The organism is Desulfomicrobium aestuarii (assembly GCF_055385525.1).
In genome coordinates, this window is the sequence record NZ_AP042427.1 from 2,397,592 (window position 1) to 2,416,630 (window position 19,039).

The window sequence follows — 19,039 nt, forward strand, 5'->3', positions numbered from 1 at the left end:
ATGAAGGGACGTCACGTAGGGTATGTCAGGGTGAGCACGCACGACCAGAATACAGTCCGTCAGCTGGCCGATTGCAAGGTCGATTTTTGGAAGATCTATGAAGAGAAGGCGTCCGGGAAGAATACAGACAGGCCAGAACTCCAGGACTGCCTCTCGCGCCTGGATGAAGGCGACACCTTGTGGATCCACTCCATCGACAGGCTCGCCCGCAGCCTCCAGGATTTGCAAAACATTATCAGTCAGCTGATTGCAAAAGGCGTCACCGTAAAATTCGTGAAGGAAAATCTGACATTCACCCGGGATAACCACGACCCGTTCACCAAGTTGCTTTTCGATGTCCTGGGCAGCTTCGCGGAATTCGAGCAATATCCTGCGGGAGCGTCAACGTGAGGGCATCGAGAAAGCCAAAGCAGCGGGAAAATATGCCCATGGGAAAGGCGGCAGAAAGAAAAGCGTGGACCGGGTCAAGGTGCGCACCCTGAGAGAACAAGGCATATCGTTTCGCAAGATCGCTGAACAACTCGGGTTTAGTCTCTCCAGTGTTCAGCGTGTCATTTACGGCGAACAGCAGCTACCTACTCCGGCGGTAAATATTGAGGCATGACGAATCTGCTACGCATGTATTCCTTGTGAAAAATTAATTTTTCTGCGCGACAATTGACATAGGTACGATTTGTGCTTGAGTATTGCCTACATAATTATCCCAACTAATCAGGAGTCTCCATGGAAGATTATCTCAAGCAAGCAATCGAAATCGTCAAAGCCCAGGCATCTGTCCGCAACATGAACGAGGAAGAGATCACGTCCATGATCAAATCCTTGGCTGTAAGCATTCGCGGAGTAGCGGAAGGTGTCGCGCCTGCCGTTGAAACTGAAGCCGCTGTCGATCCCAAAAATGCTATCCGGGAAAAAAGCGTCATCTGCTGTGAGTGCGGAAAGTCGTTCAAAGTTTTGACAAAGCGCCACCTGGCTACACACGGCCTCACTCCGGAACAGTACAAGGAAAAATATGGCTACAAGAAAGGCACTTCCCTAGTGGCGAAATCCCTTGCCCGTGACCGTCGCAAGACCATGCAGGGCATGAAGCTCTGGGAGAAACGCAAGAAGGCTCCCAAGGCCGAATAAGTTGCTTCATCAGGCCGGCCTCCCCTCTCCAAGGGTGCCGGCCTCTTGCTCCCTATCATCGGCGGATACTGCCTCTGCTGAACCCAAGCGCACGAGATAACCATGTGCGGACGATTCTCCCTTCCGGACGAAGCAGCGGTTTCACGTATCCTGAAAATTGACCGCTGGAATTGGCATTGGCCGGAGCCACTCTTCAATGTGGCTCCGACAACCCGTGTGCCCATGGTCTTCAGGGCCGATGACGCTTTGCTCGAATTGAACGGCGCGCGTTGGGGGCTCATTCCCCATTGGTGGAAGAAAGAGGCGCCGCCTTCCCTGACCTTCAATGCCAGGTCCGAAGAGGCTGCCGTGAAGCCGACCTGGCGTCACAGTCTGCGCAGGTTGCGCTGCCTGATGCTGGCACGCGGATGGTACGAGTGGAATGAAAAGGAACTGGTCAGAAGCGCCTCGGGCCGGCAGGTGAAGCAGCCCTACTATATCTGCGCACCGAATGCGGAAGCCATCGCCTTCGCCGGGCTTTGGGCCATCTGGACAGGTCAGGACGGCACTCAGGTGCTGTCCTGCGCCTTGCTCTCCAAGGCGGCAGCGCCGGGCATCGTTCATATCCATGACCGCATGCCCGTGGTCCTCAAGCCGGAACACTTCGACGCCTGGCTGGACCCGAGCACACCCGGGCCGGACGTCCAGGAGATCGTCGCCGACTCATGGAACGACTTCGACAGCTACCCCGTAAGCACCAAGGTCAACAACACGCGCAACGACTTTCCGGAACTGCTCGTGCCGCTCAAAGCCTGACTTTTCTGCACATAATGCATCCGTACCTGTTCTCGACCTACTGATTACGAAGACCCAACACCCGACTTCGCAACCTCCTCACTTTATGGCAACAACCTAAAATTGTTGCCATATTTTTTACCCATTGAGTCTGGTTTTTCCAGACAAAAGCATATTTTGGAACAAAAGTCCCACCCGATTCCCACCCAGACGGTACATAAAATTGGTTTTGAGCTTTTGATTGAGACGAGGATTATGTCAGCACAAATAAACCACCGCAAGCTCGTTCCAACACCTCCTCCTGCAGCAAGGGACGTGGGCGCGACTATCGGCAAGGGAGGAAACCGACGGAGGTAGTGTGCGGGATCTTCAGCAAAAAGAAAGACCATGGCATGTGTGGGTTGTACCACCAATCCACAACTCCGGGAGGAGTCTGCCATGGTCAGGAAGAATTCTATCGTATCGGCGTCTGAACTGAAAGGGCTTCTTGAAGGCGAACAGGATGTGTGAATCGGCATGGAATAATGACCCACCTCTCCCAGTAATCGGCATCGAAAATTGACCCACCCCGGCAAGCCCTTCAAGGTCGTTCGACTGAACACCATGGAGGGAAGATGAGGAGATGCTGACGGTGGAGACGATACGCAAGATCAAGCTGGCCCATGGTCGAGACGGCAAGACCATTGGGCAGATAGTCAAAGACTTCCATTTGAGCCGGAACACGGTCCGCAAGGTCCTCAGGTCCGACGCGACCAGGTTTGAATACCATCGCACGGTCCAGCCCATGCCGAGAATGGAAGGGTTCACGGGCTGGATCGTTGAGCAGTTGGAGCACGACTCACGACAACCCAAGAAGTACCGACGAACTGCGAAGGTCCTGTATGAGCAGCTTCAGGGACGAGGCTACGAGGGCGGCTACGACGCCGTGAGACGGTTCATGCGACGCTGGCGGGAGGAGGCGGGACTCAAGGCGCCGGATGCCTACGTGCCGCTGGAGTTCGCGCCGGGGCAGGCCTACCAGTTCGACTGGAGCCATGAGCAACTGGAGATCGGCGGGCTGCCCATGGCCGTCAAGGTGTCGCACATGCGCCTGTGCCATAGCCGTTTCCCCTTCTGCCAAGGCTTTCCCCGCGAGACCATGGAGATGGTCTTCGAAGCCCATAACCGCGGCTTCGACTTCTTTGGCGGCGCATGCGGCCGCGGCATCTACGACAACATGACCACGGCCGTGTCGAAAGTGCTGCGCGGCAAGCTCCGGGAACTCAACCCGCGCTTCGAAGAGTTGTGCGCCCATTACCTCGTCGAGCCGATCATGTGCACGCCTGCGGCCGGCTGGGAAAAGGGGCAGGTAGAGAACTCGGTCGGGCTCATGCGCAAACGCTTTCTGGCGGGTCGCACGAAGTTTGCCAGCATCGAGGAGCTCAACGAATACCTGCTTGAGCGGGCCGTGGGTTGGGCCAAGAGCCAACAGCACCCGGAACTGCGCGACAAGACGGTTTGGGAAGTCTTTGAAGCAGAGCGTGAGATGTTGATCCGGCCACCCAAGGATTTCGATGGCTACCGCCTGGAACATTGCCGGGTGTCTTCGACCTGTCTGGTGCACTTCGACCGCAACCGCTACAGCGTGCCGTGCGAGGCGGCCGGCAAGGTCGTGCAGGTCAAGGCCTACGCGGGAAGGCTCAAGGTCGTGGAAGGCGGCAGGCTGATCGCCGAGCACAAGCGGGAGTTCGGCCGCGACAAGACCGTCTACGATCCTTGGCACTACGTCCCTCTGCTTGACCGCAAGCCAGGGGCGCTGCGCAACGGCGCCCCGTTCACGTCGTGGGCACTGCCCGAGGCCATCGAGCGGGTCCGCGAGGTCTTGCGACGTTACGACGACTGGGACCGTCAGTTCGCCGGGATTCTCACAGCCGTTCCGAGCCATGGCCTCGATGTGGTCGCAGAAGCCTGCCGGATGGCGCTGAGCCAGCGCACCGTGAGCAAGGACGCAGTTCTGAGCATCCTCAACCGTCAGCAGGACGACGAACTTGCGTCAGAGGTCAGCATCCCCTCGCGTCTGGAACTCGGATGCATGCCTGTTGCCGACTGCGCTCGCTACGACCGCCTTCTGCGGGGTGCGTATGCTGCGCAATGACGTACTGGTCATGCTCAAGGAACTGGGCCTGAACGGGGCTCACAGCGCCTACGACGAACTGCTTGAGCAAGGTCGCAGAACCGGCTCGACACCGGAGAAGATCCTGCTCGCGCTGCTCCGGGCGGAGAAGGCCGAGCGGCACATGCGCAGCATCCGGTACAGGCTGGGAATCGCCAAGTTTCCCGTGATGAAGGATCTGGAGGGCTTCGACTTCCCGTCCTCGACGGTGAGCGAGGACAGGATCAGGACGCTGTGCCAGGGTGGCTTCATGGAGGCGCGGACAAACGTCGTCTTCGTCGGCGGCACGGGCACCGGCAAGACGCATCTGAGCGTCGCCATCGGCACCCAGTGCATCCGCAACGGGGCACGAGTGCGCTTCTTTAACCTGCTGGACCTGGTCAACAAGCTTGAACGGGAGAAGGCTGAAGGTAAGGCCGGACGCCTGGCCGACACCCTCGCCCGCTTCGACCTGATCATCCTGGACGAGCTTGGCTACCTGCCGTTCTCCAGGTCCAGCGGGCAGTTGCTCTTCCATCTGCTGTCAAAGCTTTACGAGCAGACGTCGGTGATGATCACCACCAACCTGAGCTTTGGCGAATGGTCACAGGTCTTCGGGGACGCCAAGATGACGACGGCGCTGCTGGACCGCGTCACCCATCACTGTGAGATCATCGAGACAGGAAACGAGAGCTGGAGACTGAGGCAAAGGACGTCCTGCCAGTAGCACTGATGCGGTCATCGCACAGCCCTCTGGCAGGATGCTTACAGACACGCCCGGAGGGGGTCAAAATTGGACGCCGATGGTGGGTCATTATTCGATGCTGTTTGACAGTGCACCTTCTGGCCGTGCGCGATAATGGGAGCGACAGTCGAATAGGATCCGTTTGTTAATTGCGAACTGGGAAAGGCGGTCACGGCAACATTAATCTTCGATGCATCCAGGGCCGAAGCGACAGCGTAGCAGGCCTGGCAGGCCAGACGAATCCTGCGCACCATGGACCCGGAGCAGTCGAGCAGGATGTGCACGGCGGTATCAATCCCTGCCCGCTCGGCCTTGATCCGAAACACCCGAGGATCCGAGACAGTCAGACGATGAAGTTGACCGGTATCCAATCGCCCTCTTCTCCCGCTTGAAGCCCTGGAAAGGACCTTGGTTTGCAGGAGTCCCTGCAGCCTGGTCCGTAGTGCCATGGACGCCTGCGTTGCCTCCTGAACATCGTCTACGGAAAGTGGGCCTGCATTTTTTGTCGTCGGAACGGCTACGGTGACGGCGCTATCTTTCGACCGACTCGAATTGACCTGCAGGGCCTCAGCCAGGATATCCCCTAGGCTTTGCGGGAGGGCATTCTCTCCAGCCCCGAGCAGATCTAGAAGGTGATCCCGAGCCTCCTCCCCGATTTCACCGGGGTCATCTAAGCGATCATGTCTTGAGAAATCCCCTTGGTCGGTAGAGGACGAGTAGTCCTCTACTGGCGATTCTTCTTGGGCATCTTCATCAGATAAAGAGCCCTCAGTTTCCGAAGGATTTTCCTGCTTCTGTTGATTATTGCCAACTTCTCCACTGCCTGAACTAGTTGAGGCCGGTGACTTTTCTTCGCCTTGGGTTTGCTGTTCTTCGGGGTCGACCCGGTCGGTCGGCTCCGGCCGTGTGGAAGGATTCGCGAACTGATCCAGAATGCGCACAATTTCTCGGGCGAAGCCGATAGCGTCCTGGGTCGAACGACAATTGGTTCGAACCGCCTTCAGCACGCGTTCGATCTTTGGCCTTACCCCCGCAAAGTCCCTGTCCAGCTGTCCAGCCAGAGTGTCCCGCTTGTTGGACAACGCCTGGACATCCCAGGACCGAACTTCGAGCAGCAGCCAATTGAGGATATTCACTGCAGGCTGAACAGGCTCGTCCCTTTGTTCCGAACCAAAGATATGCGCGATGAGCCAATCGAAGTTCTGGCGGCACCCTGGAAATATGGACGCGAGTTTGTGTTCGACGCGGTAATCTTCAAGGGTGTTCCACACGTGCTTTTCTAATGATGTGAGATTGGCATCCTGCAGGGCCTTGAAATCCGTGTCCCGGACATGGCTGGCTTCATGGTCCAAAAATCCACGAGCCAATGCCAAGAGCGTATCGGGAACATCGCTCGGCAAGGATGGCAGACGAATAACCGTGCCGTCCGTATAGGCGTCAGCACCTCCTATCTCGACCTTCACCCCGTATTTTCTGCCGAGCACGCTTGCCACCAATGGCAGCGAGCGCATCACGGCTCTTGTGTCGATCATCAGCCCTCCAAATGCGAAAAGCCCCGGAGCTTGTGACTCCAGGGCTTTTCGTTCGTTGTTGTGTTTACCGGCTAGGCTATGCCGAGCAGATACCAGTATGGGTCGAAACTTTGCGCGACCAGCTGGCCAAGCTGCTGAACAAATGGACCGTAATTCGTATCCTTCCCCGCCTTGTCCAAATTCTCGTAATAGGCGGCCCGATCCTCCACCGGGATGATGACGGTCGGAAATCCTGCCCGCATGAGTTCTAGGTTCATAGCGAGCCGGGAGGTCCTGCCGTTTCCGTCCCGGAAGGGGTGGATGATGACCAGGTCGGCATGAACCCTGGCCGCCCTTTCCACCGGATGAAGGCTCTTGGCCTCGCCACGGTACCAATCGAAAAAGCGCTGCATGCGCTCGCCGACATGGAGGTGATCAGGTGGGGTATGTCCAGCGCCGGAGATGATGACGTTGCAGCCGCGATAGCGTCCTGCCTCGTTGTCGATCCCCCGCAGGACAAGCTGATGCAGCTCCTTCAATATGCGCTCGTCAAGTGGAACGTTCTCCTGCACCAGGCCTTCCAAGTAGGTGATAGCGTCGGCATGGTTGATGGCTTCGAGGTGATGCCGCAGCGATTTGCCGCCAATGGTCAACCCATCCTCCAGTACCACCTTGGTCTCCATTAGGGTCAGCGTGTTCCCCTCAATGGCGTTGGAATGATAGGTGTACCTCAGCACCATATCCTCGCGCAGATTCCGGACAAGTTCCGGAGCGAGAGGACGATGAGCGTCGAGCTTGGACTTCAGGGCGTCCAGAGTGGCAAAGGCGTCATGGTGCATGGCATATCCTTTTTGGCTTTCGGATTTGGTAAACGCGTTGCTCTTCCATGTCCAGCGGACCTACCACAACCCGCAGCTGGGCAGCACAGGCTGCATGGGTATGTCCCGAAAGATCGGCGGCACATCGTCCACCGTGGGCACGATGCCCAACTCCTCCTGGACATCCAACTCCGGCATCTCCCTCTGCCCTTCGACCAGGATGGCCAAAACGTCTGTGGAGGTCGTCCCGTTCATGATTTTCTGTCCATGCTCAATGAGGGCGTCCGTATCCCGCAGCAGGGACACCAGGCCTTGCAGCATGATCAGGTTCGCCCCTTCGATCTTTCCGCGTTTGGGCAGGTGTTCGAACGCGGTATGAATGAGGTCAGCAACCGGAGAAACACGAGGCTCGACAAAGCTCAGACCTGAGAGCTTCTGATGAATAGTCCGCAAGGGCGAGAGGGCCTTGCGCGTGATCTCCATTTTCCCGGCAAAACATTTGTGCCAGGCTTCCGTGGCAGCCTTGGACACTTCCCCGAAAAGAGTTTGCCCCAGACCTTCCACTTCATCCTTGATACCGACCATGACCGGATCTGCAGGATCGGGAGGGACGATGCGATAAAGCCTCCAGAGGAAACCCATGCGACTGCGCACATAGTCGGCACTGACCGTGGAATCAAAGATGATCTGCTCCCAGCCCGGATGCTTGGCGATCCATTCGCGCACGGATTCGTCATAGCGGGCCAGGAAATCCTCTTTGGCTGTGTTGAAGTCGTGCAGGATCTGTTCAAGTTCTGTCACGATGGCGTCTGCCTGGCTCTCGGGGATAGCCCAACCGCCAAGGAAGCGGACCCCATGCCTGTCCAAGAGGCTCACGGCCCTTGCCTTCAAGGTCCCGAAGACCCGCAGGGCTTCCGGATCGCAAACCCTCTTGCTGCCCAGGGACGCCAGGTCCTCAGGGGGAAGCGTGGCCCCGGCAAAATCCTCGGGGCTCAGTTTCTTGCGTGCTGTCCAGATGTTCACCTCAAGGTGCAGGGCCAGCAGGCTGTCCAAGACCTTGATGTCGGTGTGCGTGTTCATGCTCTTCTCCTCAAATGAAAAGAGCGCCTGGTGTGGCGCCCTAGTTTCCGTTCACAATGATGAAATCCTGCCGATCGATCTTGACCAGCACCCTGTGCCACATCTCCTGGATGGGGCATTCGTTCTTGCACTCCCGGCTCTTGATGGTGCGGGTGACGCTCCTCTCAAAGGGCGTGCCGTCGGAACCTCCGAGCCACATGCTAATGATCAGGCCCGGGACATTGACCTCGGCCTTCCAGTGATAGCGGAATCCCGTCTCGGGGACCTGCTTGGCCAGTTCGATGGACTGGCGAAAGGGGAAATCTGGGTGAGCTATATCCATATAAATGCTCTCTTTGGTTATGTTGGTTTTCAAAATGTGACTCAGCAGAGGCGGTATCCTTCGTGGATCTTGGCCAGAGCCCTATCCATCATCTCCTGCACCGGATTACTCCTGGCGCATCTGGTCAGGTCCAGGACCCGACCTTGTCCGGCGGTGCTGAGCCTTCCCCACTGCAGAGCCAGACCGCTTGGATGAGCGACGGCTTTCCAGAACTTGCCGCCATGGGGCGTGGATTTTTCCAGGAGAACGGATGGAGGGTGGGCGCAGTTGGTCAGATAGGAGGGATTGGCAACCATGGCTTGAAGGACCGAGGTCATGGCCTGGCGCACTTTGGTCAGGTCATCGGGAGTGGTCGCATCTTTTTGTGTTTCAGCAGCTGCACTCCTCTTTACTCCCCCATGGACTGCGGAAAGACGCGCTGAGCGAGCTCGTGGAGCATGGCCCTGGTTTCCCTGGTGGCGCGAAAGCCAAGCGCCCGGTCCAGGGCGTATGTCACAGGCTGGACACCCTGCCGGGACAGGGGCTGAAATCGCACGGTCAGGTCGGCCCAGCGAAGAAGGGTCCGGGTCGAGAACGTGACCTCGATGGTGTTGGCGATCCCAACGCCGGCTTCACCCATGAAGAGCCGGCGAACCTCGTTGGCGTACTCGACCATTTTCTTGCGGATCGTCTCGGGAAGTTTCGGACAGCATCCGCCCAGGAGTTTCTCCTCGGCATCGCGAGCAGGATAGCCCATTTCGCACAGCCAAAAGCGATCGAGAAAGGCGAGGTTCTGCCGAAGCGTTCCTTGATACAGGCCCGTCTCGTCGGATCCGCCGTTGGTGTTGGCCGTGGCTGCGAAACGAAACATGGGGTGCGGAATGATGAGTTCGCCGCCATTCTCGGCGATGCAAAGCGCCTCACCATCAAGAACGCCGTTCAGGCCTGTGGCGGTTGCCGGTTCGAGAAGGTCGAGCTCATTGAGGAGGAACAATCCCCCGAACTTCATGGCCAAGGCCAGGGGGCCGTATTCAAATTCCATGCTGCCGTTGCGGACCGACAGGTGCCCCACCAGATCAGGGAACTCCAGGCGGCTGTGCCCAGTGACCTCGAAGACGGGATAGTTGAGCCTGGAGGCGAGTTGCTTGATGGCGCTCGTTTTCCCACTACCTGTGGGACCGAAGACATACAGCGGGTCAGAAATGTTCATGAGCCAGACCGCGATGTCACGGCTTGTCTCGTGGAAGATGTAGCCGGGATCCGGCGTCGGCGTGTAGCTGCAGGGGCTGGCATAGCCCCGGATGATCCTGCCCGAAGGGCTCCCGCTGAAGACTGTGCCTGCATCCAGTTCCACGGCCTGGAGTTTTTCGAGTTCGTCGTGAATGGTGTTGGTCATGCTTTGCTCCATAAAATAGAGATCCCGGCCGCCCTGTTACGGGTAGCCGGGATCTGCTGGTTGATAATGTTCCGAACTACGATCGCATGTTGATCCTGCTGACGGTCAGCCGGTCAAAGGGCTTTCCCTCCGACTCGCACCTGGCGATTATCGCGTCCGTCTTCTCCTCGCCAAGGACAGCCAAGAGTTCCAAACGTAATTGCTCCTTGTTCAGGGTACGCCTGCCATTTTGAGCCGAGACCCGGAACCGATGTCTTCCTGCGTTGATCCAAGATCCGCCGACATCGCTCAAGGCATAGGCGGTCCTGAGCCCATCCTCGATTTCCGATATCTCGACTTCAAGCTCGCCCTGCCTGGCCTTCAAATCCTTGAGCCGTTCCAGCGTGTCGCTCCACTGCGGCTGGTCGAGTCCATCGAATTTCGGACAATCGGCGTTGAATTCGCACCACGAGCAGAGAGGATGGAACCCTTGGGCAGTTGCCAGGCCGTCGAGTCCGGCCCCACTTACCTTCGACGCGTCGAATTCGAGCCATAACTCTTCGGCTTTATTCAGGCAGAGGGCCAGCATGGTGTCCTCTGACAGGTATGGTCCAAATGCCTTGGCATCCGACATGGAGAGGCAGAGCACCCAGGCCTCGATGTCGACCTCTGATGGATGGACTGGCATCTCGACGCCAAACTTCTCCCGGCAGATCTGTGGAAACGTGAACCCGGAACCGCCCTGCTTCTCCAGCTCGCCATGGACGCCAAATGCCGGTTGGTCCCAAAGTGAATGCAGAAGCCCGACCTGGCCGTAGACCTGAGTTTCGTACGAAGAATACAGTGTTGCCGGGATATTTTCGCAGCTTTTCAGCTCCAGAATCCTGACCGTGGGCTGTCCTACTGTACTTGCGAATACGAAGTCCAAGTGCGCCCGGATTGGCACCCCGTGGTGGCTCGTCACGATTTCGAGTTGTTCGATCACGGGCAGGCGTTGTTGCCTGAAGATCTGGGCAATACCTGCTTCGAACCAGTGGCCGCGCTGCAGGCGCAGTTGCCTGGCTAGCAGCGACGGAAGGTCGTGCTGATGGACAAGTTTTTCGCCATTCCCGAAGAGCTTGCGCCCAACCGCTGCACGAGGGCACTCTAGGGCGCGACCTATGTCCGACATGCCGATGTACTGGCTTCGGTCTCCCAATGATGACGCGGTTCTTTGAGCCGACGTTTCCACAAGCCCCCTGGCTATAAGCGCCATGAGCCCTTGAGTCCTCTCCTCATGAATTTGTGCTGGCATTGCCTCCCCTCCAAAATGACGAAGGCTGCTCCAATCGGGCAGCCTTCGCCTGGGTTTTGTGTTTTGATTGTCATGATGCCTGAGCATATTTCCACCACACTTTCCGCTGAGGATTCCATTTGAAGCCCGCGCCGGCCAGGAGTTCCTTTTTGGCTTGGGTGTTGCCGGTGGCCACGATGCAGACCTGCCCGTCAGTAGCGGTGATCTCCTGGTAGGTGATGCCGTCGAGCTTGGGGAGTTGGGTGGGTTGTGGTGGATTCGGCGGATGAACAGAAATTCCCGAGTCTTGCATCGAGGGAGACTTTTTCTGACGATGCCCGCCCTTGCCGGAATCCTTGGGCAAATTCCCGTCCGTGTCCTCTTCGGTCACAATGCCGAGCATGGCGGAAATGGAGTAACGCCGGATGTAGGTCATGGCGATGCCAAGTCCCTGCGGATCGCTCTTCGGCAAGGGGACAACCGCGTGTGAGGACTGCCATTGACCGGACTCAGCATGGACCAGCTTGGTCACAAGGCCGAGATGGCCAGGCTCCGAAGGCACTGGATACTGGGTAAGCCAGATGCCGTTGCTCAGCAGGGCTTCACGGCATGAATCCATGACGCTGTTAAGGGTGGCGTAGTTGGAATGGGTGAAAGGGTTGAGGCGGTCCTTGGTCGCAGGCTGCAAGATGCGCTGCACCTGGATCAAGGCTTTGGCCAACTTGGTTGTTTCGGGTGAGCAGTAATTTTGGTCGTTCATAATCTCTCCTTTGTCGAAGAATAGCCCTGCCAACATTTATCAAGGGGCTTCAAAGGAGTGATATATACCTTAAATAATTTGAATAACAAATCATAGAGATGAACTGGAAGACAATCAGACGTCCCTGATACTGTCCACCCTCTCTAATATGTTGCTAGCCACGCGCTTCGAAACCATCCTGGAAAACTTATCGGGCGCCTAAACCGCCATTCAAAAATTAATTACATATGCTGGATAGTTGGAGCTAATTTTCTTAAAATAATCTTAAAAGATCTTATTTATCTTGACGAGGGGACTGAAAAATCCTAGAGGTTATCTATCAAATCAAGGAGGCCCCTTATGAACGACTTCGTCTATGTGCCAATGCCGCTGGATTTATACAAAGAAGTACTTGAGCGTTCACCGAATGCCCCACACACGTTAATTCAAAACGTTGTGGAGGACTTTCTTGAAAGAACAGATGTTGAGTATGATCCTATTGAACGGACCGGTATTTATTGGGACAAGCTTTTTTTGCCAGACGGGACAAGAATAAGAACAAAACGTTTCAATCAGGTTTTTGAAGGCGAAATTAAAAATGATAAAATTATTTGGGATGGCAAAAGCTACAATTCTGTCTCTCAGGTGATTAACGCTATGAGAGGAAATACAATGAACAATGCTTGGCTTTTTGCTGAATTAAAAAGGCCAACAGATGTCACATGGATACTTGCAGATAATTTAAGAACCAAAAAATAATAACTTTATATACAGGTGGGAATATGAGCGAATATCGATTAACAAGCATTTGCAGTTCTCAATGGGATATGGCGATATATATTCATCTAAATATATTAGGAAAAATATACTCCAAGGATATAAAATCACCATTCACGATTAACGACCTGATGGAAAATAGTCTTTTAAATCTCGATAAATATATACTACCGTTATTTGGACCAAATAGAAATAATAGCACTCCGCGAGCCACTCTTCAAAACAGGCTTAATAATTTATTCAAAAATGGATTTATCGATAGAGTACCCTACGAATATTGTTTTTTAACCAAAAAAGGGGAGCAAGAAGCGATCCGTGTATACAATGAATTCATTAGGTATTTTTCTGAAGCAGATATTTTTATATCGAGTATTGAAAACAAATTCATCAATTCAAATATTGATGATTTTAATGAATTCTTTTTCAACATAGACAATGCATATAAAATTCTTGTCAAATTTGAAATCATCACCCAAGAAACTGCAGAAACGAACTTAAGAATTCTTAACGAAAGAAAATCAAGAATAATGTCATCTAAAAATGACGAAATTTCATCAATACAGAAAAACAGAGAAGAACTAATCAATAACAATGCCAATCTTCTTGAAAAATTAGGCTTGACAAAACAGCAGGCATTAAAAATTGCAACAAAGAAGCAAGCATAATCATAATAATTAGCAGGACGTACCATGAAAACATCAAGACACGCAAACAAACGAATCCAGCAACGCGGAATACCCTCATCGGCCATAGATCTTGCGTTATTATTCAGCACTCCAAATTTTAATAAAGGAAAAGGGTCGCTATCGTACACCTTAACTAGCAAAAATATAGCTGAAGCACGCACTTATATTGGAAGATTAATGAATGATCTGGATCATCTCAAGAACAGAACAATTGTTACAGACGAATCCACTTCAATGATCATCACTGTGTACTAAAACAATCAAAATATGATTTAAATATCCTTTATTACAGATAAATCTAAAATTTTATCAATGTCACAGGTTAATGCTAAAACATACACGTTTTCTGCATTCATCGTATAAATTTTGTTAATAAAAAAATGCAAATCTTCGAGAGAGTCTAATATATCAACACACAGTATAACTATAGATTGATTCGGAAAAATATCTTCACCTAAAACATAATCAGGAATAATTTCAAAATTAATTATAGAATTATTAATATATTCTTTCCAAAAATAAATCGAAAAATCTTGTGTATACTCATCAGCCATTTCAATTTTTTCTTTTAATTTTTTAAGACAATAATTTATTTTTTTAGTTTTATTTATTGAACTACAAGATATAATCCAAAATTTCTTTTTTCTTGAATTAAATTCTTCTTCTAAATCGTCTTGTTCATACAGATAGCTTTCTTCGTCATAATCTAAATTTTTCTCAACATATTCATTCGAGCCTGAATATGTTAAATATTCCTCTCCAGGCTCTAATTCATACATTATATCACAAGGGCACGGATAAACACCCGATGGATTATTAGACCTCTCGCGATAGGCTAATTCGGATCTTGCGGGATAATAATCCCTTTTATCATGAACGTCATAATTACTATCGATAATTAACGATATAGAATAATTTAAAAAATCAGCAATAAAATTTTGACTATTATTTATGAGCGACTCTGCAGACACTGAAGATATGTATTTCAAATCAATTTCATCTAAAAAAATTTTAGATGAAGGAAGCCTGCTCAGTATATATATGTTTAATTTATATAAATAAACAAATTTTATATTAGAAAATGAACTATCGTAAAACTCTAATGCTTCCTTAAACGAGCACCAGTCTTGGTGACGATCATAAAAATCTATCAAAGATAACCGTCTCTCGGTAAAATTTATCTTATTAATAATTGTTTCGTAATATTTTTCCAAACCAAATAAATTGTAAAATAGTAAAAAGTATTTACATTTACATATTATTAAATTGTTTTCACACTCGAATTTTGATATACTAATTTTATTAAGTTGTTCTAGTAACGAAAAACGCTTATGACGCTCTTCAGCTGACCATCTTTTTACAATATCATTAATCCGAAAATTTAAATCTGTATATTCGAAAAATCCCCCCCCCCACTCTGAAAATTGAATTTTAAATATTAAATCTGATATAAAAATATCACTCTTTGCAACTATATGTGCAACAGAAACATAAAATTTGTCAGTCAAATACCATTGGTTAAATGACTCTGGCAAACAATCATGTAAAGCAGCAACATGCGCAACAGAAATGCCTTCATTGTCAGCCAGCCACCATTTGTCAAAAAAATCTGGTAACACTTTGTGTGCAGCTGCGACATGAGCGACCGTTACACCATCGTTGCCAGCCAACTCCCATTGATCAAACGAAGGTGGCAACGTCCCATACTTAGCTGCGTTGTGAGCTACAGTTACTCCACTACTATCTGCTAAAAACCATAAATGAAATGAAGATGGCAATGTTCCATATTTCGCTGCAGTATGCGCAACCAATACGCCTTCATTGTCTGTCAAGCCCCATTGATCAAACGAAGGTGGCAATGTCCCATACTTAGCTGCAACGTGAGCTACTGTTACTCCTTTGTTGTCTGCTAAATACCATTGATTAAACGAACCTGGTAAATTTTTATATTCAGCTGCTATATGAGCGACTGTAGACATATCATCATCAGCTAGATTCCACATATCAAAATCTATCGGCAGTGATGCATGCTTAGCTCCGACATGCGCAACCGTAACTCCTTTATTGTCAGCGATATTCCATTGACCAAATGAAACAGGTAGCGTTTTATATCTAGCTGCAACATGAGCTACCGTTTCCCCTATACTATCAGCCAAGCTCCATAGTTCAAAATAAATTGGCAATGTCCCATTTTCAGCAGCTATATGAGCAACTGTTACTCCTTCCTTATTTGCCAATAACCACTGATTAAAATTTTTAGGCAACGTTTTATATTTAGCTGCAACATGAGCAACTGTGTTGCCTGCGTTATCAGATATGAACCATTTATCAAAATTATCAGGAAGATTATTATACTTTGCTGCAGCATGAGCCAATATTAAACCTGAGCTATCAACCAAATCCCACATTTCATAATCTTTTGATAGTATCTTTCCTACTTTTGTATTGACCTGATAAAAAATTTTGTTGATTTGCCTTTGGTCTAAATTATAATTGTTCATGTTTTTATAACCAGTATAAATTTAATTTTTTAATCCGTTTTTCAAATCAATAAATTATTCTAAACACATACAATTATATTTTATTCATAGTTAAAGATATTTAAATCTAAATATTATATTCAACTTTCAAGAAATTTTGGATCTCCGGCAACCCAAACCCCAAAAATCGGAATACGCGAGGTCGCCCCAAGGCGTTGAACTGCGCCCATTTGAGCATCAACCCCAAACAATTTCATGAAAGATTGATAATCCCTCCAACCTGCTTTTTTGGGGCTGAAGGAGTGGATCACCAATACTGCAGCGGCAGCTCTGTATTGTTCTCCAACAATGATAGCCGATGCGGCTCTGTGCAGGAGTTGATATCGAACCAGTGCGGGAGGGCTAGATTCAAGCCCGAGCGTACGTGAAAGGAATTCCAGGCGTGTCTTTTTCCCGGCAGAGGCATCCTTTCGCCATGCCTCTACGGTTGGACCAAAGGATTCATTCACTTTGCCTTCCACCATGACAACGACCGCCCCTGCTACGGAACGCGCGAGAACGAAAATATCATTTTGGGATGCCCTAACACCGCCGGGCAAGCAGACCTTGAATTCGGGAACTGCGAGGATCGGAGTCAATTCTGCCAGCAAATGCTCATTGCTTATCGCAAATGGCTGCGCCACTTCAGGCGGAAATGCATCTGAAGCTTCCCAACAATGCGCCAAAGTCCGAGCTGAATAGCCGCGTTTCCATTGCTTGACTGGGTCGGCCAACAGATCTTTCCAGTCCTGAGGACCAGACGTAAACGCGAGGATACGGGACATATTTGATTTCTCCAGACGTCCGCTACGTCTTCTTGATGCAACTAGATTGCGTTGCTATCACCAGTCATCCGCTGAACAGCAACATAACCACATCAACAAAGCATCTTTCAACTAATCCATACAAAGAGTATTGCTAACCCAAGCAATGAAATTTATTTTTTTATCAAATTTTAAAATTTGACCATACGGTGTCTTAATCTTAATTGTTTCAGCATGTAAATCTTCAACAGGATTATACCCTAGTAATTTTGCCAATTCTAAAGCCTGTTCGTAAAGTTTTTCTTTTTTAAAAGCATCTTTTAATTTTATTAAATCGTTTTTATACTTTTTTATATAAATATCATCCCCATTAAAAGAGCATATATCAAATTCTTTTTGAATAGCAGAAATTATCAAATTAGGATCTACACCATCTCCCATAACATCAACAATATTATTTAGCTTTTTTGCAGCCTCTCTATGACCATATCGAATAAGATTTTTTGCAAATTTTATTATTTCATTATTCAATCCAAAATATCTTTGCAAAAAAGTATTTTCCATACTTCTTGCTATTTCTTTTCGATTATTATAATTTTTAGTTTCGATCATAGTTGTTACAAATGCGAATGCTAATGCAGTCGATGTTCTTGAGAGCATTTTTCTAAACTCCTGCAGATCAGGAAATACAAGACATGCTAAATTCCATTTTTCTTCAACTTCAGACAAAGCACTGTTAAATGCCTCATTCTGATCGCTAGAATCACCATTTGAAAAATCAGCATACCTGTCATTATTTCTTGATTCATCATATTCAGAACGCCGAACAGGGTCTTTTAATATAGAGTATGCTTCATTGATTTTAACCATCCTTTGGTGTGCTTCATTCGGATCGCCTCTCCACTTATCAGGGTGATAACGCTGCGCTAAAGCACGATATGCTGCAAAAATAACAACGTCTTCTGCATTTGGCATGACGCCAAGAACAGCATAGTAATCAACTTGATGCATTTATAAATATCCCTTATTAACTATTTGAATTAGTCGATCCTGAAAAACTGTTAAAACGCCACGTCAGGCACAGGCCTGTCCGGGCTGAACATTGGGCCGAAGTATGTGCCCAAGGAATTTGAGGCACAAAAAATACAGAATCCGGATGAACTTCCGGAAATTGAACGCAGCACAGGCCATGAACAGATTCACGGAGTCGCCGACCTGGCCTTTGAGATAATTGCGCAGCATCCTGTGGTCGTTTTTGAGGTGGCCGATGATTGGCTCGATGGCCGCACGCCGACGGAACCGTTCTCTGGCTTGACGTTTGTCGGAAGCTGTTTTCGTCCGATTGCCTGACTCGGGGATTTCGATGCTGGTCACGCCGATCTTGTGCTTGCCGCGGTAGCCACGGTCACAGATCGCCATGGTCGGCCGTTGCCCCACGATGCTTTCGACTTGAGACAGAACCGCAGGCAGCGTGTGACCGTCGAAAGGATTGTCCTGGAAGGACAGGGCACCGACGATGATGCCGCTGGTCTTGGTCACGGTCACGGATGCCTTGGCACCGAATTCGTATTTCTTGTGGGCCTTGCCTTTGCTGATGCAGGACACTCCGGGTTCGTGGAGGCTGTAGATCTTGCCTGAGTCGGATCTCTGCTGGCGCTGCACGCGATCGTAAAGGTCCAAGGCCTGCTGATGGATGGTCAGCGCTTCTTGAGAAAGCTTGCGTTTCAGTTCGCGGACCAGGATGCCGGCGATGGTCCGCAAACGCCTGATTGCCCGCTGGGATTCGCCCTGTCTGCGACCTTTTGATTTGAACCGGATGGTCCGCAGCAGCGACTTGATTTCACGCTGGTAGCTGCGCCGGAGTTTGACGTCTTCCAGCTTGGCCATGGTGTGGCACCGCGTCACAATTTTGGTCAGGAGCTTGGCATCCGTGGGAAAGGTGATGTTCTTTTCCTGCACGGTTGAGTCCACAACGACCTCGGCTTCTTTGGCCCTGTCACCGTGGAGGGTCACGGAAACCTCGAAGATCTTGCGGACTCCGTCTTCTCCGATGCGGCGTCGGAAATAGGTCAGCTCTGACGGATCACAGGGCAGCTTCCAGGTGAACCGTTGCTGGCCGCAGAAGGCCTGGAAATACGGGTTCTGGACCCAAGCCTCGACAACGCGCTCATCACTCAAGTTTTCAAGCTGCTTGAGAATGAGGAGACCGACCATCAATCGGACAGGTTTTCCGGGGCGACCGGAAGCAGCATAAAGTGGTCGGAAGTTGTCCTCGAACACCTGCCACGGGATGACCTTGGCCAATCCGAGAAGGTGGTTTCGAGGATCAAGTTGATCAAGCAGATCCGGGCAAAGGAAGCTGCGCTGGCGGTCCGATTTTTTGGGCTGCATCGTTGATAACCTCGGAGTGATTTCGACCAG

General features: G+C 50.7%; 20 protein-coding genes. 8 read left to right on the forward strand and 12 right to left on the reverse strand.

Annotated elements, in window-relative coordinates; all coding sequences use genetic code 11:
• Nucleotides 1-30 precede the first annotated feature (30 nt).
• The 6 genes from ACZ5AC_RS10825 (at nt 31) to istB (ending at nt 4,757) form a co-directional block, all read left to right on the forward strand.
• Nucleotides 31-390, forward strand: a complete 360-nt coding sequence (locus ACZ5AC_RS10825; protein ID WP_464247631.1) for a recombinase family protein — start codon at nt 31-33, stop codon at nt 388-390.
• The gene (locus ACZ5AC_RS10830) at nt 335-604 is read left to right on the forward strand and encodes a helix-turn-helix domain-containing protein (RefSeq protein ID WP_464247632.1); all 270 of its coding nucleotides are present in this window, start codon (nt 335-337) and stop codon (nt 602-604) included. Before ACZ5AC_RS10825 ends, ACZ5AC_RS10830 begins: the two co-directional genes overlap by 56 nt.
• Nucleotides 605-723: 119 nt before the next feature.
• Complete coding sequence (locus ACZ5AC_RS10835; protein ID WP_464247633.1) at nt 724-1,125, forward strand: Ros/MucR family transcriptional regulator; 402 nt, start codon at nt 724-726, stop codon at nt 1,123-1,125.
• A 102-nt stretch (nt 1,126-1,227) separates the two neighbouring features.
• Entirely contained in the window at nt 1,228-1,920 is a 693-nt protein-coding gene (locus ACZ5AC_RS10840; protein WP_464247634.1) for an SOS response-associated peptidase, read from the forward strand.
• A gap of 601 nt (nt 1,921-2,521) precedes the next feature.
• On the forward strand, nt 2,522-4,033 hold the full coding sequence (istA, locus tag ACZ5AC_RS10845) for an IS21 family transposase (protein ID WP_464247635.1): 1,512 nt from the start codon (nt 2,522-2,524) through the stop codon (nt 4,031-4,033).
• On the forward strand, nt 4,020-4,757 hold the full coding sequence (istB, locus tag ACZ5AC_RS10850) for an IS21-like element helper ATPase IstB (protein ID WP_464247636.1): 738 nt from the start codon (nt 4,020-4,022) through the stop codon (nt 4,755-4,757). The genes istA and istB overlap by 14 nt, the downstream gene beginning before the upstream one ends.
• A 38-nt stretch (nt 4,758-4,795) precedes the next feature.
• Here istB and ACZ5AC_RS10855 read toward each other — a convergent pair whose 3' ends face one another.
• The 8 genes from ACZ5AC_RS10855 to ACZ5AC_RS10890 all read right to left on the reverse strand — a co-directional run bounded on the left by ACZ5AC_RS10855 (nt 4,796) and on the right by ACZ5AC_RS10890 (nt 11,893).
• Complete coding sequence (locus ACZ5AC_RS10855; RefSeq protein ID WP_464247637.1) at nt 4,796-6,307, reverse strand: cobaltochelatase CobT-related protein; 1,512 nt, start codon at nt 6,305-6,307, stop codon at nt 4,796-4,798.
• A gap of 71 nt (nt 6,308-6,378) precedes the next feature.
• Entirely contained in the window at nt 6,379-7,125 is a 747-nt protein-coding gene (locus ACZ5AC_RS10860; protein WP_464247638.1) for a Fic family protein, read from the reverse strand.
• 60 nt (nt 7,126-7,185) lie between these two features.
• Nucleotides 7,186-8,184: a DUF3150 domain-containing protein gene (locus ACZ5AC_RS10865; RefSeq protein WP_464247639.1), complete on the reverse strand. Its 999-nt coding sequence runs from the start codon at nt 8,182-8,184 to the stop codon at nt 7,186-7,188.
• Nucleotides 8,185-8,224: 40 nt separating this feature from the next.
• A complete protein-coding gene (locus ACZ5AC_RS10870) occupies nt 8,225-8,506 on the reverse strand; it encodes a hypothetical protein (protein ID WP_464247640.1) in 282 nt (93 codons plus the stop codon).
• A 41-nt stretch (nt 8,507-8,547) separates the two neighbouring features.
• Nucleotides 8,548-8,802, reverse strand: a complete 255-nt coding sequence (locus tag ACZ5AC_RS10875) for a hypothetical protein (protein WP_464247641.1) — start codon at nt 8,800-8,802, stop codon at nt 8,548-8,550.
• 92 nt (nt 8,803-8,894) lie between these two features.
• Nucleotides 8,895-9,881: an AAA family ATPase gene (locus ACZ5AC_RS10880; protein ID WP_464247642.1), complete on the reverse strand. Its 987-nt coding sequence runs from the start codon at nt 9,879-9,881 to the stop codon at nt 8,895-8,897.
• A gap of 76 nt (nt 9,882-9,957) precedes the next feature.
• Nucleotides 9,958-11,154: a hypothetical protein gene (locus ACZ5AC_RS10885; RefSeq protein ID WP_464247643.1), complete on the reverse strand. Its 1,197-nt coding sequence runs from the start codon at nt 11,152-11,154 to the stop codon at nt 9,958-9,960.
• A 70-nt stretch (nt 11,155-11,224) separates the two neighbouring features.
• Nucleotides 11,225-11,893, reverse strand: coding sequence for an ERF family protein (locus tag ACZ5AC_RS10890; protein ID WP_464247644.1), 669 nt, complete (start codon nt 11,891-11,893; stop codon nt 11,225-11,227).
• Nucleotides 11,894-12,232: 339 nt separating this feature from the next.
• Here ACZ5AC_RS10890 and ACZ5AC_RS10895 point away from each other — a divergent pair, with 339 nt between their 5' ends.
• Nucleotides 12,233-12,631: a hypothetical protein gene (locus ACZ5AC_RS10895; protein ID WP_464247645.1), complete on the forward strand. Its 399-nt coding sequence runs from the start codon at nt 12,233-12,235 to the stop codon at nt 12,629-12,631.
• A 23-nt stretch (nt 12,632-12,654) separates the two neighbouring features.
• A complete protein-coding gene (locus ACZ5AC_RS10900) occupies nt 12,655-13,314 on the forward strand; it encodes a hypothetical protein (protein ID WP_464247646.1) in 660 nt (219 codons plus the stop codon).
• Nucleotides 13,315-13,607: 293 nt separating this feature from the next.
• On the opposite strand, the gene ACZ5AC_RS10905 is transcribed toward ACZ5AC_RS10900, so the two are convergent.
• The 4 genes from ACZ5AC_RS10905 to ACZ5AC_RS10920 all read right to left on the reverse strand — a co-directional run bounded on the left by ACZ5AC_RS10905 (nt 13,608) and on the right by ACZ5AC_RS10920 (nt 19,009).
• Complete coding sequence (locus tag ACZ5AC_RS10905; protein ID WP_464247647.1) at nt 13,608-15,836, reverse strand: hypothetical protein; 2,229 nt, start codon at nt 15,834-15,836, stop codon at nt 13,608-13,610.
• A gap of 119 nt (nt 15,837-15,955) precedes the next feature.
• The gene (locus ACZ5AC_RS10910; protein ID WP_464247648.1) at nt 15,956-16,639 is read right to left on the reverse strand and encodes a DUF6946 family protein; all 684 of its coding nucleotides are present in this window, start codon (nt 16,637-16,639) and stop codon (nt 15,956-15,958) included.
• 111 nt (nt 16,640-16,750) lie between these two features.
• Nucleotides 16,751-17,629 carry a DnaJ domain-containing protein gene (locus tag ACZ5AC_RS10915; RefSeq protein ID WP_464247649.1) on the reverse strand — a complete coding sequence of 293 codons (879 nt, stop codon included), beginning with the start codon at nt 17,627-17,629 and terminating at the stop codon, nt 16,751-16,753.
• 63 nt (nt 17,630-17,692) lie between these two features.
• Nucleotides 17,693-19,009: an IS5 family transposase gene (locus ACZ5AC_RS10920; protein WP_464247650.1), complete on the reverse strand. Its 1,317-nt coding sequence runs from the start codon at nt 19,007-19,009 to the stop codon at nt 17,693-17,695.
• Nucleotides 19,010-19,039 lie beyond the last annotated feature (30 nt).

Excerpts from the sequence above, each read along its gene's own strand:
- ACZ5AC_RS10915 (WP_464247649.1), bottom strand. The coding sequence starts at position 17,629 with ATGCATCAAGTTGATTACTATGCTGTTCTTGGCGTCATGCCAAATGCA.
- ACZ5AC_RS10835 (WP_464247633.1), top strand. The coding sequence starts at position 724 with ATGGAAGATTATCTCAAGCAAGCAATCGAAATCGTCAAAGCCCAGGCA.
- ACZ5AC_RS10900 (WP_464247646.1), top strand. The coding sequence starts at position 12,655 with ATGAGCGAATATCGATTAACAAGCATTTGCAGTTCTCAATGGGATATG.
- ACZ5AC_RS10880 (WP_464247642.1), bottom strand. The coding sequence starts at position 9,881 with ATGACCAACACCATTCACGACGAACTCGAAAAACTCCAGGCCGTGGAA.
- ACZ5AC_RS10865 (WP_464247639.1), bottom strand. The coding sequence starts at position 8,184 with ATGAACACGCACACCGACATCAAGGTCTTGGACAGCCTGCTGGCCCTG.
- istA (WP_464247635.1), top strand. The coding sequence starts at position 2,522 with ATGCTGACGGTGGAGACGATACGCAAGATCAAGCTGGCCCATGGTCGA.
- istB (WP_464247636.1), top strand. The coding sequence starts at position 4,020 with ATGCTGCGCAATGACGTACTGGTCATGCTCAAGGAACTGGGCCTGAAC.
- ACZ5AC_RS10910 (WP_464247648.1), bottom strand. The coding sequence starts at position 16,639 with ATGTCCCGTATCCTCGCGTTTACGTCTGGTCCTCAGGACTGGAAAGAT.
- ACZ5AC_RS10860 (WP_464247638.1), bottom strand. The coding sequence starts at position 7,125 with ATGCACCATGACGCCTTTGCCACTCTGGACGCCCTGAAGTCCAAGCTC.
- ACZ5AC_RS10840 (WP_464247634.1), top strand. The coding sequence starts at position 1,228 with ATGTGCGGACGATTCTCCCTTCCGGACGAAGCAGCGGTTTCACGTATC.
- ACZ5AC_RS10870 (WP_464247640.1), bottom strand. The coding sequence starts at position 8,506 with ATGGATATAGCTCACCCAGATTTCCCCTTTCGCCAGTCCATCGAACTG.
- ACZ5AC_RS10905 (WP_464247647.1), bottom strand. The coding sequence starts at position 15,836 with ATGAACAATTATAATTTAGACCAAAGGCAAATCAACAAAATTTTTTAT.
- ACZ5AC_RS10890 (WP_464247644.1), bottom strand. The coding sequence starts at position 11,893 with ATGAACGACCAAAATTACTGCTCACCCGAAACAACCAAGTTGGCCAAA.
- ACZ5AC_RS10885 (WP_464247643.1), bottom strand. The coding sequence starts at position 11,154 with ATGCCAGCACAAATTCATGAGGAGAGGACTCAAGGGCTCATGGCGCTT.
- ACZ5AC_RS10920 (WP_464247650.1), bottom strand. The coding sequence starts at position 19,009 with ATGCAGCCCAAAAAATCGGACCGCCAGCGCAGCTTCCTTTGCCCGGAT.
- ACZ5AC_RS10830 (WP_464247632.1), top strand. The coding sequence starts at position 335 with ATGTCCTGGGCAGCTTCGCGGAATTCGAGCAATATCCTGCGGGAGCGT.
- ACZ5AC_RS10855 (WP_464247637.1), bottom strand. The coding sequence starts at position 6,307 with ATGATCGACACAAGAGCCGTGATGCGCTCGCTGCCATTGGTGGCAAGC.
- ACZ5AC_RS10875 (WP_464247641.1), bottom strand. The coding sequence starts at position 8,802 with ATGGTTGCCAATCCCTCCTATCTGACCAACTGCGCCCACCCTCCATCC.
- ACZ5AC_RS10895 (WP_464247645.1), top strand. The coding sequence starts at position 12,233 with ATGAACGACTTCGTCTATGTGCCAATGCCGCTGGATTTATACAAAGAA.